Below are 12,863 nucleotides of genomic sequence, written 5' to 3' on the forward strand. Positions count from 1 at the left end.
ACGATGACTCTCTATCCTCCTCCCTCCCTCCTTGTCCGGACCCGCCATGCCGACCCACGATACCCCCTACGCGCAGCCGGACGCCGCCATCTCCGACCGGGCGGACGCCGCCGTCGAGGTCGCGCGGGCGGACGCCGCGATGTTCAAGACGGTCTTCGAGCGCATCCGCGCCGAGGTCGCGCGGATGATCGTCGGCCAGGCGGAGGTGCTCGACGGCGTGCTGACCGCGATGATGGCGGGCGGCCACGTCCTCCTCGAAGGCGTGCCGGGTCTCGGCAAGACGATGCTGGTCCACTCGATCGCCCGCGCGCTCGACTTGCCCTTCTCGCGCATCCAGTTCACCCCCGACATGATGCCCGCTGACATCATCGGCACCACCGTGCTGGCAGAGACCGCGGGCGGCGGACACGAGCTGACCTTCCAGGAGGGACCGATCGTCGCCAGCCTGGTGCTGGCGGACGAGATCAACCGGGCTACCCCCAAGACGCAATCGGCACTGCTCGAGGTGATGCAGGAGCGCCAGGTGACGGTCGGTCGCCGCACGATTGCGATGCCCGACCCCTTCTGCGTCATGGCGACACAGAACCCGGTTGATCAGGAAGGTACCTACCCGCTCCCCGAGGCGCAGCTCGACCGCTTCCTATTCAAGCTGGTCGTCGGTTATCCGACTGAGGAGCAGTATCGGCTGATCGTCGACCGGACGACCAGCGCCGAGGCGGTGACGATCAAGCCGGTGACCGACGCCGCAACGCTACGCGCGATGCGTGCGGTGATCCGCCGCGTGCCCGTGCCCGATGCCGCCAAGAGCTACGCGATCCGCCTCGTTATGGCGACGCAGCCGGGCAGCGCCTACGCCCCCGACATCGTCGACCAGACGGTGGCGCTCGGCGCGTCGCCGCGCGGCGTGCAGGGGCTGATGCTCGCCGCCAAGGTCCAAGCGCTCCTCGACAATCGGTTTGCGGTAAGCACCGACGACATAGCTGCGGTCGCGCGACCGGTTTTACGCCACCGCCTTGTCACCAGTTTTCATGCGCAAGCGAGCGGGATTGGCTCTGATCAGCTGCTAAATGCTATCCTAGCCTCGGTGGAGCGACCTCATCATTGAGGATTATTGGCGGGGCGGCGAGGCTGTTGCTTCTCTGATCGAAGCTAGGTGTTTGATAGCTCTAGAAGAACGCGGTCTCTGTCCGATCGGCGATGCCGATTGCGGTTGCCACCTGCTAGGCCGTCCACCCCATCACGTCACCAGCCGTGCGCCTTCCAACGGCATGCGTCCTCCACTCCGGCAGCCCGCAAGAGCGGCACCGTTCAATAATCGGATAGGCCGGAGGGTCAACGGAACAGCCGAGATCGGTACCCGATCAGTTTCCCGCAAAGGAAGGTCGATCAAGAACCACGGTGCTCGTGTGAAGTTGGATCGCGGCAACAGGAGCGGGCTTTCCCAAATCCTGTTCCCGATTGCCTTTTCCCGAAATGGTGCTGGATCGATGGAGAAATGGGACGCTCCAATCTGTCGGGAAACACATGTTTGCCGTCGTCCAACGGCACCATCAAGCAACCGCTTGCCAACCTTGCGTAGCATAGCCGGCAATCCCTGTCGGATTGCCGGCATGTGCGGCAATGGGCCTGCTTGGGTATTCCCACAGGCTAAGCGTAGTTTCGTGCCCGTTCTATGTCATGCCCCCACAATGGTGTTTTCCATCCTGACAAGCATTATCGCTGTTTGAATCAGCTTAGGTGTCGGTGACGACCTCGTTCATAATAGAATACCTCGCCCGCTAAATGGCCGCATTTTGCGTGATCCGCGCTAAGAACGCGTCAAAGAGAGAGATTAACAATGACCCCACCAATTGTCGTTTACCGACCGCTATCTGGTCCCCAGCTTCAAGCGTTCAACCATATGGTTGACGCGTTGCGCTTTCTGGATGCCACCGGCGAAGCCGGCGCCGCGGCCGACCTTACCGCTGCGATCAACGAACTGGTGCAGGCTCCACTAAGCGACGATGCTGAAGCCGATCGCCGCTCATTAGAGCGGCTGAACGCCTATCTTGAAGCCGTGGAGCCGCAAGGCTTTCAGCCTCGCACCGATGGCGCCCAGGCATCAATCCAGTAGCGTAAATCTTTGATCGGGATATGCCCGCCGTCGCGATCGATCCGCGCAACGACGTCGGTCGCGAAGTGCGCGTGCAGCTTCCACGCCAGCAGCGAGATCCGGCACGAGGCGTTGTTCAGCCACTTCGACCATTGCGCAGGGCCCGCCTCGATTGCGCCGGTAGGTTCGATCGTCAGTGTCGTCGTGACTGCGTTCGACGCTCCGAAGCACCGGCGGCAGCAGCCTGTGCAGAATTGACAAGGCCAGATCGAATGCCCCGTAATTCAACGTCCCGCAATCAAAGCCAGTGGACGAGAATTGCCGGACGGGATACACGTTAGCCCCCCCCCCCCCCCCCCCGCGCGATCCTCAGCCAAGACCGTTGATCAAGCTAACCGGCGACAGGTAGTGGCTGAAGAGGGCCATGCCGCAACATACGCGATGGTTTATTACGGGCACCCACGAGGGGGAAGGATCACCAATGGACGAGACGCCGAACACCATCGAGCTTCGACCAAACTGACGATCGCATGGCTTGGTAACCCGAATACGCGCACCGAAGTCGATGGCGTGCCAGCGTTCCTTAATGCGATGCACAGTGCGATCGTGTCGCTGACGAACTCGCCGGCCGCAGAGCCCTCCGAGGTTGCAACCGAGCATACGCCAGCCGTCAGCGTTCGAAAGTCGCTGGCGAACAAGGATCACATCATCTCCATGATTGACGGCAAGCCCTCCAAGACGCTTCGCCAGCACCAACGGCCTGACGCCCGAGGAATACCGCGAGCGGTACAATCTCCGGTCGGACTATCCGATGGTGGCTGAGAACTACTGGGAAGCGCGGCGCGCAATGGCAAAGACGATCGGGCTGGGACGCAAGCCGAAGGCGGCGCAGGCCGAGCCGGCAGCGCCGAAGGTCAGGAAGCGGACCCCCGCTGCGGCCGGATGACGTGAGCAGCCCGCCGGCGTCGCCGGCGGGCTGCTATGCAAAGATCATGATTTTTGCATTGATCGTACAATCTAACACACGACGGGCTAAAACACTTGCACTGCCTATTTTTGATAGAGCGTCTCAGCAAATGGGTTTTTGCTAAAGTGGAGCATTATGATGATCAATATTTTACGCTAAATTATTAAACTTGCGTTTTACGTCTTTTTATTTTCCAATTAATTTTGAATCGCCCACTAAGACTTATTTTGAAATTATCCGCTGCCAAAAGCAGGTTTGGCACAAAAGGCATACTATACCAGTAAATACTCTTGCGAGATTAGAGTAGAAAGGTGGTTATAGCTTTGCTTTTACATCACCTATGACGGACTAGGCGCAATGTTTTAAATATTTCCTTCTATAACTATCGGCCGTCAAGTGCTTAAACTCAGCTGGTGCATTACTTATGCTCCTAAAAAGCAAGAGCAGGGCGGCGTCAAAATGATGACCATGGTTGTCGATATCTAATTTCCGACAGTCCGTCCTACCCTAACCCAGGTGTTTATAGCACGAGACAGCTTCAACGGCTTCACATCGAATGAGGGAAATTTGCATCCGGGATGGTGAGCTTGATACACGTACGTGAATGCCGGAGGTGAATAATCAAACGGCCGGGATTGATAAATTGATCAAAGAATTACAGTCGGCGATCATGACAGCTACACGGGGCTGCGCAGGCGTTCGCCAACAGAAAATCCTATTCAACAGACTTTTGCGACGCTGATACGATGATAGCCCGACGTGTATTTTTGCTGTCGCAAAAGTCAGGAGATCAGCGACAGACGCACGCAGCTGGCGAGCCGATTAATCGGAAACAGTTCCTTTGATTGGCTGCGGTACTGGAGCCAGCGCTGCATCCGCAGCCCATCCGAGACCAAGCGCCTTGTTGACGGCGATGTAGCTCTGGGTCAGCTGCGCGCGTGCCTGGGCGGTCGCGATGGCGGCAGACAAACGCTGGCGTTCAATGTCGAGCTGATCGCTCGCCGAGCTCGTCCCGGCTCCGACCCGTTGTGCGTTAAGCGCAACCGATCGTGCGGCCGTCGCTTCTGCTCGGGCGAGCTGGCCAAGCTGCGTCCGCGTCGTGCCGAAGCGCGACAGCGCGTTCTCGGCGTCTTGCAAGGCTTCCAATACGGTACGCCGGTAAGTCGCATCAGCCTCGTCGCGTTGCGCTTCCGACTGACGGGTCACAGCACGGTTGCGGCCGAAGTCAAGGAACGACCAACTTAGCATCGGCGCGAGCAGCGTCGTCAGATTGCTGGTGTCGAACACGTCGCCCGGGCTGGTGCCGCCAAGGCCCAGGATGCCCATGAAGCGGATGCCAGGCAGTTCCTTGGCTTTGTTGATGCCGATCGCTGCGGTGTTGGCGGCGAGCGTGCGCTCGGCTGCGCGGATGTCGGGACGATGGGCGATCAGCAAAGCCGGATTGCCGATCGGCACCTGCGCGGGCGGCAGCGGCACGGGAACGACCGTTGCGAGCGTGCCATCAAGCGCGCCGGGGGTGCGGCCGGTCAGCACAGCGAGCTGGTTCAGATACTCGTCGCGCTGGCTGCCAAGCGGGACCGCGTCGGCCTGCGTGCTTTCCAGTTGGTTGCGCGACCGCTCGACATCGAGCAGCGAGGCGGTGCCACCCGCATAGCGCTGCTGCGCCAGCGCGACCTGCCGCTGCTGCAACACAGTCGATTGCTCGTTGAGGCGGATGCGCGCCTGCACGTCGCGCAGATTGACATAGGCCTGTGCGACCTGCGCCGACAACGACACCTGCGCATCGGCCAAGTCGGCGAACCGCGCACCCACCGTGGCGCGCGACTGCTCCACGCCGCGGCGTCCTCCGCCGAACAGGTCGATTTCCCAAGAGGCGGTGGCACCAAGATTGTAGAAGTCGAGCGAGCTAGAGCCGCTAGAGCCACTACTGCCATCAGTGCTTTGACCCAAACCGACGCCGGGCAGCTGCGCGCGCAGGTAGCTGGCATTGGCGCTGACGCTTGGGAGCTGTGCGACGCGCTGCTGCTTGAGTTGAGCCTGCGCCGCGCGAATGCGTGACTCCGCCTCATCAATCGAGGGGCTGTGCGCTAGGGCGTCGTCGATGAGCACGGTCAGCGTGGGGTCGCGCAGCGTTTCCCACCAGCGTGCCAGCCCAGGGGCCGACGCCAGCACCGCGTCGCGGGCTCGCACGAACGTCCCGCGCGCGATGGCGTCCGACGCCGCGGCGGGCGGAGCCTTATAGGTCGGACCGACCGTGCAGCCGGCAAGTGCCGCGCCCATTACGGAAGACAGCAGCAGAGTGTGGTATCGCATCAATGCACCATCGCCGGTTCGGCGTCCTTGGGCAGCGGTTTCAAGAACAGGACCAGCGGCAGCACCGCGAGCGTGCCGACGCCCATGATCCAGAAGATGTCGTTGTACGTCATGACCAGCGCCTGCCCCTGGATTTGCTGGCCGAGCAGGCGGATGCCGACGGAGGGCGTGCCGAGTTGCTGGCTAAGGCCACCGACATAGTCCTGCACCGCGACGCTGTTCGCTCGCAGCGTCTCCTCCATCCGGCGCGAGTGGAACCACATGCGCTGATCCTGCAGGATGGAGATGCCAGCCAGCGCGAAGCTTCCGCCTAGATTGCGCACAGCGTTGAAGAGCCCCGATGCGTCACCCGCGTCTTCCGGCGGGACGGAGCGCACGACGGCTTGGCTCAGGAAGAGCATGGCCGCGATCTGGCCGACGCCGCGCATCAGCTGGCTGGCGGTGAAATCGTCGCCGGCAGAAGCGATGGTCAGATTAGCGTCCATCAATGCCGCGCCGCCCATGATCGCCAGGCCCGCCGCGACTGCGAGGCGGATGTCTACCCGGCGCAGCAGAATCGGAACGATCGCCATCATGAACAGGCTCGGCACCCCCGACAAAAGCACCACCTTGCCTGACTGCAACGCGTTATAGTCGGCGACGGAGGCGAGGAACTGCGGGATCGCGTAGGAGGTGCCGTAGAGGACGATGCCAAGGACGACGCCCATCAGCGCGACCGATCCGAACTGGCGGTCGAGCAGCAGCTTAAGCTTGATGATCGGCCGCCTGGCGGTTGCCTGCCCCCAGAAAAGCAGGCCGAAGCCGACCAGCATGACCGCGAACATCGCACGGATCAGGCCGGAGTCGAACCATTGCTCGCGCTGGCCATCCTCCAGGAACACGGTCAGGCCGCCAAGACCGAGGGCGAGGCCGGCGATCCCCTTCCAATCCGCCTCGCGGATCAGGTGCAGTTTGGCCTTCTCATGGGGTAAGCCGACCAGCAGCAGTGCGACCAGGATCGCGCAGATCGGCAGATTGAGGAAGAAGGCATAGTGCCAGCTGATGTTCTCGGTGAGCCAGCCGCCGATCAGCGGCCCGAGCACCGGCCCGAGGATCGCAGTCGCGCCGAATGCTGCAATGCCGATCGGCTGCTGTGATCGGGGCAGGCGCTGCGCGATGATGACCTGCGCCGTTGGAATCATTGCTCCGCCGGTGAAGCCCTGGCCGATGCGGCCGAAGACCATCATACCAAGACTCGTCGAAAAGCCGCATACGACGGAGAAGGCGGTGAACAGCCCCGCGGCGATCAGCAGGAAGGTACGTAAGCCCAGCATACGCTCCAGCCAGGCGGCCATCGGGATGATGACGATTTCAGACACCAGATAGGCGGTCGCGATCCAGGCACCCTCGGTACCGCTGGCGCCGATCTCGCCCTGGATTGTCGGCAATGCCGAGTTGACGATCGAGATGTCGAGCGCCGCCATGAACGCGCCCAACGTACCCGCGCCGACCGCGAGCCAGGCGGCGGTGTCGGCGCGCTCGGCGGGCGAGCGTCGCGTCGTGGTCGCCGGCGCGCCGGCAGTGGCCGCGCCTGCCATGTCAGCGTTCCTTGCCGTTGACGTGCTTCTGCTGGTCGCGGATGCGTTCTAATTCATCCTTGGCCCCGATCGTGTCGACGGTGGCGGTGACCGACAGGCCGGGAACGAGCAGACGCCGGGCTGCCGGCGTTGCCTCTATCGACACGCGGACGGGCACGCGCTGGGTAATCTTGGTAAAGTTCCCGGTCGCGTTCTCGGGCGGCAGCAGCGAGAACTGCGCACCAGTACCCGGCGCCACGCTCTCAACGCGCCCCCTGATCTCAATGCCGTCGAGCGCGTCGACATGGATAGACACCGGCTGGCCAGGCCGCATCAGCGCTAGCTGGGTCTCCTTAAAATTGGCGGTGATGTAGAGCCGGTCGAGCGGCACGATCGACATCAGCCGGGTGCCGGCTTGGACGTACTGGCCGGTTGTGACGCTCTTGTCGCCGATCCGCCCGGCGCTGGCAGCGCGGATCAGCGTCGCGGTTACGTCTACGTTGGCCGAGGCGAGCTGCGCGCGCGCGGCCTGCCCCTGGGCGACACCCTGCTGCACCTGCGCGCGGTAGGAGGAAACGCGGCGCTGTTGCATAGCCAGGGCTGCACCCTGTGCGCGGGCATTCTGGGCCGACTGACGTGCGTTTGCCGTCAGCTGGGCGAGCTGCTGGCGAGTCTCCGCACCCGACGCGGCGAGCGGGCGATACCGGGCTACTTCGGCGGCGTCATACGCCGCCTTTGTCTGCGCGGCGGCCAGTTGCGCGCGCGCCTGTTCGATGGTCGCATATTGCTCGCCTATCTGCGCGCGGGCGGCATCGGTCTGCGCCTCGGCAACCGCGATCTGCGCCTCAGCCTGGGCGGCTTGCGCTTGCGAATTGCGCGGATCGATGCGGGCGAGCGGCTGGCCGGCGACCACGTCCTGATTGTCGCGGACCAGCACCTCAGCGACATAGCCGGCGACGCGCGGCGACACGGTGACCATGTCGGCCATCACCTGCGCGTCGTTCGTCTCCTGGAGATATTTGCCGCTAGTCTCGTGCCGGACGTACCAGAGGGCACCAGCCAACACGGCTGCCAACGCCAGCAGGACCAGGATGATTTTGGCACGGGAGCTCACGCCCTTCTTTGCCGGGGCATCGGTCGGTGTCGAGTCATCGCCGGCTTCGATTGCGGCATCGCGTTGATGGTCGCCGCCGTGCAGCGCATTGTCGTCTCGGTTCACAGAAGGCCTCGTTAATCATCGCGCCGATCGGCCCGAGCATTCAGCGCGTTATAGAAGGCCAACTCTTTCCGGACAAGTCGTCCGGTTAAGGCATCCTTGCGGTGCCGGGCTCATGGTTTCAGTCCGCGCATGACCAACTCTAGCGCGACCTGTAGCTCCTGCATGGCCCTGTCGTGGGCATCCGGATTGTGCGACAGTCCGCCGACCATGCGAAGCGCCAGCGCCAGCATCGCACCGTCAACATCGTCCCTGACCTCGCCCATCGCCCTGGCGCGGGCGGCAAGCGGATCGAGCGAGCGGGCTAGGCGTTCGCCGAGCGCTTCGAATGCGGCCATGTTCTCGGTGTTCGCGACCAGATCGATCGCGATGCGCGCAAACAATGTCATGCTGCGCCGGCCAGCAAGCGCGAGATTGAGCATCGATTGATGATAGTTTTGGTTGCGCGCCACGATCGCGTCCACCTCGTCAACGTCGCGTTCGAAGATCGCAAGGGCCAACGCCTCACGGTCGGCAAAATTGCGGTAGAGTGTACCCCGGCCGACGCCAGCACGCGCGGCGACATCCTCTAACGGTATGCCATAGCCTCGCTCGGCGAAGCTTGCCGCAGCAGCAGTGAGAAGCGCGTCGCGACGCGCACGAGCGTCACGACGCATTCGAGACACTCTGCGGCTTCATCTGGCCGTATCGGTTTCTGCTGATCATCGTTTGTGCCTGCCAAATCCGTTCTTTGCGGTCTATCATTGCAAGGGAACCATGGGAGACGTCGATACTTTTAGCATGCCATATAGCGGACACAGTGTCCGCTTAGTGAAAGCGCAACCACTCGCTTGTTCTAGGATTATGACATGCATGACGGCTCGACACAGACGAGCAACAAGGATGCGACGTCCAAGGCGGATGACGCGTTCGAGGCTTCGCTGGTTATGCTCCGTCCCGCCTTGCGGAACTATGCGCGGTCGCTGTCGCGTGATGTGGACACGGCGGATGACCTCGTGCAGGACACCATGCTGCGGGCATGGCGCGCGCGCATCAACTTTGTCGCCGACACCAACCTAAAGGCCTGGACCTTCACCATCCTGCGCAACCGCTTCCTCAGCATGCGGCGGCATGACCGGTTCAATAGAGACTATGACGAGGTCGCTGCAGAGCGGATCATGGCTACGGATGGCAACCAAGAGGCCGTGATCGAACTGGCCGAGGTCACTGACGCGATGGAAGACCTTCCCGCCGAGCAGCGGGAGGCCTTGCGCTTGGTAAGCATCGTCGGCCTGTCCAACGACGAGGCAGCCGCGCGCGTCGGCGTGCCGGCCGGCACGCTTAAGAGCCGGGTCTCACGCGCTCGCACGGGACTGCGCGCTCTTATTGCGGGTCATCGCCAGCGGCGTCTCATCCCAGCTCCGGTGCCCACCTCGATCGCCCATCGCGAACAGACACGGCGTGGCGAGTGGAAGCGGATGAAGGCCTTGGGCCAACCCTTGATGATCGGGTAATCTCATTCTCTACATCTATCGCCTTCTACCCAACAGACCGGCCTATGCAACACTTTAACCGTTATGAACGGCATGCTTCGTACCATCGTATTGATGATAGATGTCGTAGAAGTGACAAAATATGCGACGTTCGAAATTAGGATGTTTGCAGCTGAGAGCTGCCAGGTGGTCGATGCCGCTGAAACGATCATCGCTTCAACCATAATTAAGGGGTTATGCACCAAGCAGACCGGCATGATGTATTCCCCAATCACAGCTGCCGATGCTGCACAATCGACGTCATTGGCCAGGTCGAAGACGTGCCAGGAATGTAGAACCTGTGCCCCCTCACTATGGCGATCGCAATGGCGTTTCAGCCAATCGTCTACATCGAGTCCGGGGCGGTCTTCGCCTACGAAGCTCTCGTCCGCGGCGCGGACGGGCAGTCCGCCGGAGAGGTACTGGCCAGCGTCGATGCGGACTTGATCTACAAGTTCGACCAGACGTGCCGGGTCAAGGCAATCGAACTGGCCGGGCGGCTCTTTCCGCCGAATAACTCTACGAACCTGCCGATCAACTTCATGCCGAACGCCGTCTATGAACCCGACGCCTGTATCCGGCGTCACTGACGGCAGCTCATCATGTCGGCTTCGATCCTCAGCGACTGATGTTCGAGTTTACCGAAGACGAGCGGATGCGCGAGGTGGCTCACGTCCGGCGGATTATCGATGCCTATCGGCTCGAGAGTTTACGACGGCGATCAATGATTTCGGTGCCGGTTACGCAGGCCTCGGGCTGCTCGTAGACCTCCGCCCCGACATGGTTAAACTTGATATGGCGCTCATACGCGGGATCGACAAGTCCGCTGCCCGCCGTGTCATTGTTGCAGGCGTGCTAGGTACCGCCGAAGGTATCGAGACCGCCGCTAAACTGGTTCATCCACTGCTTGATCGAGCCGAACGGATGCTCGACCGTCTGCCGACGGACGTCAAGAACGCCGAGCCGGGCTGCGAGCCGCGTCGCCATGCGCTCGAACACCGCCTCGTTTTCCCAACGGTTGATGCGCCGCCAGCGACCGCCGGTACACCGTGCCCTGATCGCGCAGGCGGCACAGGCGGAAGGGCTGGAATACTGGATCGACACATGGCCACACGTGACCGAGCGGTAGCGGGTATCGAGAAGCTGGCCACCGGGGCAACGATAAGCGTCGGCTGCCGGATCGTAGCTAAAACGCTCTTTGGGGAAGCGGCCGTTGGCGACCGCGCTGCCACGCTGGGGTCGGGCGACATAAGGAGTGATGCCGTTCGCCTCGCACGCCTCGATGTCCTCGCCCTTGTAATAGCCCATGTCTGCCACGGCTGCGATGCGCTCGACGCCAAGAGTATCCTTGGCTGCCCCGGCAGTGGCCACCAGCAGGCCCATGTCGGTGGCGGCGTTGGTGACGTGCTGTTCGACGATCAGCTTGTGCTTCGCATCGACTGCCACCTGCGCGTTGTAGCCGACCGTGATCTTTTGACCCGTAACCATCGCGCGCATATCGGGGTCGGTCAGCGAGACCTGACTTTCACCGCTGGCGGTCAGCTGCTCCAGCACTGCCTCTTGAGCCTGCCGCCGTTCGCGCACCTTGGCGATCTTGGCGATCTTGGCGGACAGTGCCTCACCGCGACCGGGTCCGCTGCCATCCTCGCCACGGTCGATGGCATCCAACTCGGCCAGATACCCCTCAAGCCGCTCGTGAAATAGGCCGGTGCTCCGGTGACGACCCAGCGAAAGTCCGCGGAGAGCCGTTGTGCGATCATGTCCTCCGGCACTGTCCCGCCATAGCGAATGCCCGCATCGAACCCGCCATCGATGACGTCGATCAGATGGTTGTTCACCGCGACATCCACCTCGATGTCGGGATAGCGTTCAACGAACGTCGGCAGGACCGGCGCAAGCAGCAGCGTGGACGCATCGCTTGGAACGCTGAGCCTGATGCGACCTGTGGGGGCGTCCCGAAAACGGTTCAGCCGCTCCACCGCATCGCCGATCTGGTCGAACGGCCTGCTGATGGAAGCTTGCAACTCCTCGCCGGCGGCGGTCAGCGTCACGCTGCGATTGGTGCGGTTGAGGAGGCGTACGCCCAGCCGAGTCTCCAGGCCCTTGAGCGCGTGGCTGAGTGCCGACGCGCTCACGCCCAATTCGAGTCCCGCACGGCGAAAGTTGCGATGCTTCGCGATCGCTATGAAGTAGTAGAAATCCGCGAGATCGGACCGGCTCAATTGCATGGTCGCGATCTTGCGCGGTTCAGCCATCATTGGCAACGCAAACCCCGCCGTTCGGATCAGCGAGGTGCGGCCGGTGCCTGATGGTATTGACCGTCCGTAACTGGCTCCAGCCAATCCACGTTGCGACCGTCCACCGTCTCGGTCGCGGAGAGCTGCACCATGCCGCCGTCGGGCGTCGCACCATGCCAATGCTTCACGCCCGGCGGCGTGTAGACGGTGTCGCCCGCACAGATGCGCATGACGGGGCCGCCCTCCTGCTGGGTCAGGCCGCAGCCCTTGAGGACGTAAAGTGTCTGTCCGGCAGGATGCGTATGCCACCGGCTTCGTGCCCCCGCCGCGAACGTCACCTGGCCGAACGCTGTGCGCCCGGGAGCCACCGGATTTGCCAAGGCTGTCACCGTGGCCTGTCCGGTGAAGCTCGTCGCCGGACCCGGCTTAGCCGCGACCGAACCAGCACGGGTGACCACCTGCTGGTGCGAGCCCGAGATGTCTTGAGCGGCCACAATAGTAGGTGACAGGATCACAAGGGAAGATGCCAGGATGAGTGTCTTCATGATGCCGCCTTTCAACGCTGATACTGTTCGTCGGTGACCGGCTCGAGCCAGTCGACGTTCTTTCCATCGACCATCTCCGTCACTGCGATGTGCGTCATGCCAGTGGTGGCCGTGGCCCCATGCCAATGCTTTTCGTCGGCCGGGAAGAACACGGTATCGCCTGGATTGACTTCCTCGACGGGGCCACCGTCGCGCTGGACCCAGCCTTTGCCGGCGGTGATGACGATCGTCTGCCCGGCCGGGTGCGTATGCCACACCGTCCGCGCACCGGGGGAGAAGGTGACGCTTGCGGTCGAGGCGCGGCCCGGCGCGTCCGGCATGGCGCCGTTATCAACGCGAACGGTGCCGGTGAAGTTGTCGGGCGTCGAACCAGGCTTCGACGGGGAGGATGCGTTGCGAGTGATCTTCATGACATGTCCTTTCGGC

At 62.4% G+C, this 12,863-nt stretch carries 12 protein-coding genes and 2 pseudogenes; 6 read left to right on the forward strand and 8 right to left on the reverse strand.

Translation table 11 applies throughout. The features are described 5' to 3' along the window. Window positions 1-46: 46 nt before the first annotated feature. From AC07U4_RS20285 to AC07U4_RS20295, 3 genes and pseudogenes are all read left to right on the forward strand, one after another. A complete protein-coding gene (locus tag AC07U4_RS20285; RefSeq protein ID WP_495196789.1) occupies window positions 47-1,105 on the forward strand; it encodes an AAA family ATPase in 1,059 nt (352 codons plus the stop codon). Between the two features lie 732 nt (window positions 1,106-1,837). Next, on the forward strand, window positions 1,838-2,113 hold the full coding sequence (locus AC07U4_RS20290) for a hypothetical protein (protein ID WP_495196790.1): 276 nt from the start codon (window positions 1,838-1,840) through the stop codon (window positions 2,111-2,113). Between the two features lie 570 nt (window positions 2,114-2,683). Then, window positions 2,684-3,038: pseudogene (locus AC07U4_RS20295) on the forward strand (MucR family transcriptional regulator). 843 nt (window positions 3,039-3,881) lie between these two features. Here the strand turns inward: AC07U4_RS20295 and AC07U4_RS20300 are convergent. The 4 genes from AC07U4_RS20300 to AC07U4_RS20315 all read right to left on the reverse strand — a co-directional run bounded on the left by AC07U4_RS20300 (window position 3,882) and on the right by AC07U4_RS20315 (window position 8,800). Then, window positions 3,882-5,372 carry an efflux transporter outer membrane subunit gene (locus AC07U4_RS20300; RefSeq protein ID WP_495196791.1) on the reverse strand — a complete coding sequence of 497 codons (1,491 nt, stop codon included), beginning with the start codon at window positions 5,370-5,372 and terminating at the stop codon, window positions 3,882-3,884. Further along, entirely contained in the window at window positions 5,372-6,949 is a 1,578-nt protein-coding gene (locus AC07U4_RS20305) for an MDR family MFS transporter (protein ID WP_495196792.1), read from the reverse strand. The genes AC07U4_RS20300 and AC07U4_RS20305 overlap by 1 nt, the downstream gene beginning before the upstream one ends. A 1-nt stretch (window position 6,950) precedes the next feature. After that, on the reverse strand, window positions 6,951-8,147 hold the full coding sequence (locus AC07U4_RS20310) for an HlyD family secretion protein (protein ID WP_495196793.1): 1,197 nt from the start codon (window positions 8,145-8,147) through the stop codon (window positions 6,951-6,953). Between the two features lie 110 nt (window positions 8,148-8,257). Beyond that, window positions 8,258-8,800 carry a TetR/AcrR family transcriptional regulator gene (locus tag AC07U4_RS20315; protein ID WP_495196794.1) on the reverse strand — a complete coding sequence of 181 codons (543 nt, stop codon included), beginning with the start codon at window positions 8,798-8,800 and terminating at the stop codon, window positions 8,258-8,260. A 192-nt stretch (window positions 8,801-8,992) separates the two neighbouring features. Between AC07U4_RS20315 and AC07U4_RS20320 the strand changes: the two genes are divergently transcribed. From AC07U4_RS20320 to AC07U4_RS20330, 3 genes and pseudogenes are all read left to right on the forward strand, one after another. Further along, a complete protein-coding gene (locus AC07U4_RS20320) occupies window positions 8,993-9,637 on the forward strand; it encodes a sigma-70 family RNA polymerase sigma factor (protein ID WP_495196795.1) in 645 nt (214 codons plus the stop codon). 332 nt (window positions 9,638-9,969) lie between these two features. After that, a complete protein-coding gene (locus AC07U4_RS20325; RefSeq protein ID WP_495196796.1) occupies window positions 9,970-10,245 on the forward strand; it encodes an EAL domain-containing protein in 276 nt (91 codons plus the stop codon). Further along, a pseudogene (locus tag AC07U4_RS20330) lies at window positions 10,214-10,468 on the forward strand (hypothetical protein); the annotation flags it as partial. The gene AC07U4_RS20325 and the pseudogene AC07U4_RS20330, both read left to right, overlap by 32 nt. Before the next feature lie 42 nt (window positions 10,469-10,510). On the opposite strand, the gene AC07U4_RS20335 reads toward AC07U4_RS20330, so the two are convergent. The 4 genes from AC07U4_RS20335 to AC07U4_RS20350 are packed head-to-tail and all read right to left on the reverse strand — an operon-like array spanning window position 10,511 to window position 12,847. Next, entirely contained in the window at window positions 10,511-11,209 is a 699-nt protein-coding gene (locus AC07U4_RS20335) for a transposase (protein WP_495196797.1), read from the reverse strand. Continuing rightward, window positions 11,194-11,913: a LysR family transcriptional regulator gene (locus AC07U4_RS20340; RefSeq protein ID WP_495196798.1), complete on the reverse strand. Its 720-nt coding sequence runs from the start codon at window positions 11,911-11,913 to the stop codon at window positions 11,194-11,196. Before AC07U4_RS20340 ends, AC07U4_RS20335 begins: the two co-directional genes overlap by 16 nt. A 26-nt stretch (window positions 11,914-11,939) precedes the next feature. Next, window positions 11,940-12,437, reverse strand: a complete 498-nt coding sequence (locus AC07U4_RS20345; RefSeq protein ID WP_495196799.1) for a (R)-mandelonitrile lyase — start codon at window positions 12,435-12,437, stop codon at window positions 11,940-11,942. An 11-nt stretch (window positions 12,438-12,448) separates the two neighbouring features. Beyond that, window positions 12,449-12,847 carry a (R)-mandelonitrile lyase gene (locus tag AC07U4_RS20350; RefSeq protein ID WP_495196800.1) on the reverse strand — a complete coding sequence of 133 codons (399 nt, stop codon included), beginning with the start codon at window positions 12,845-12,847 and terminating at the stop codon, window positions 12,449-12,451. Between the last annotated feature and the right edge of the window lie 16 nt (window positions 12,848-12,863).

This window comes from Sphingomonas sp. GW821-FHT02B09 (assembly GCF_059421875.1).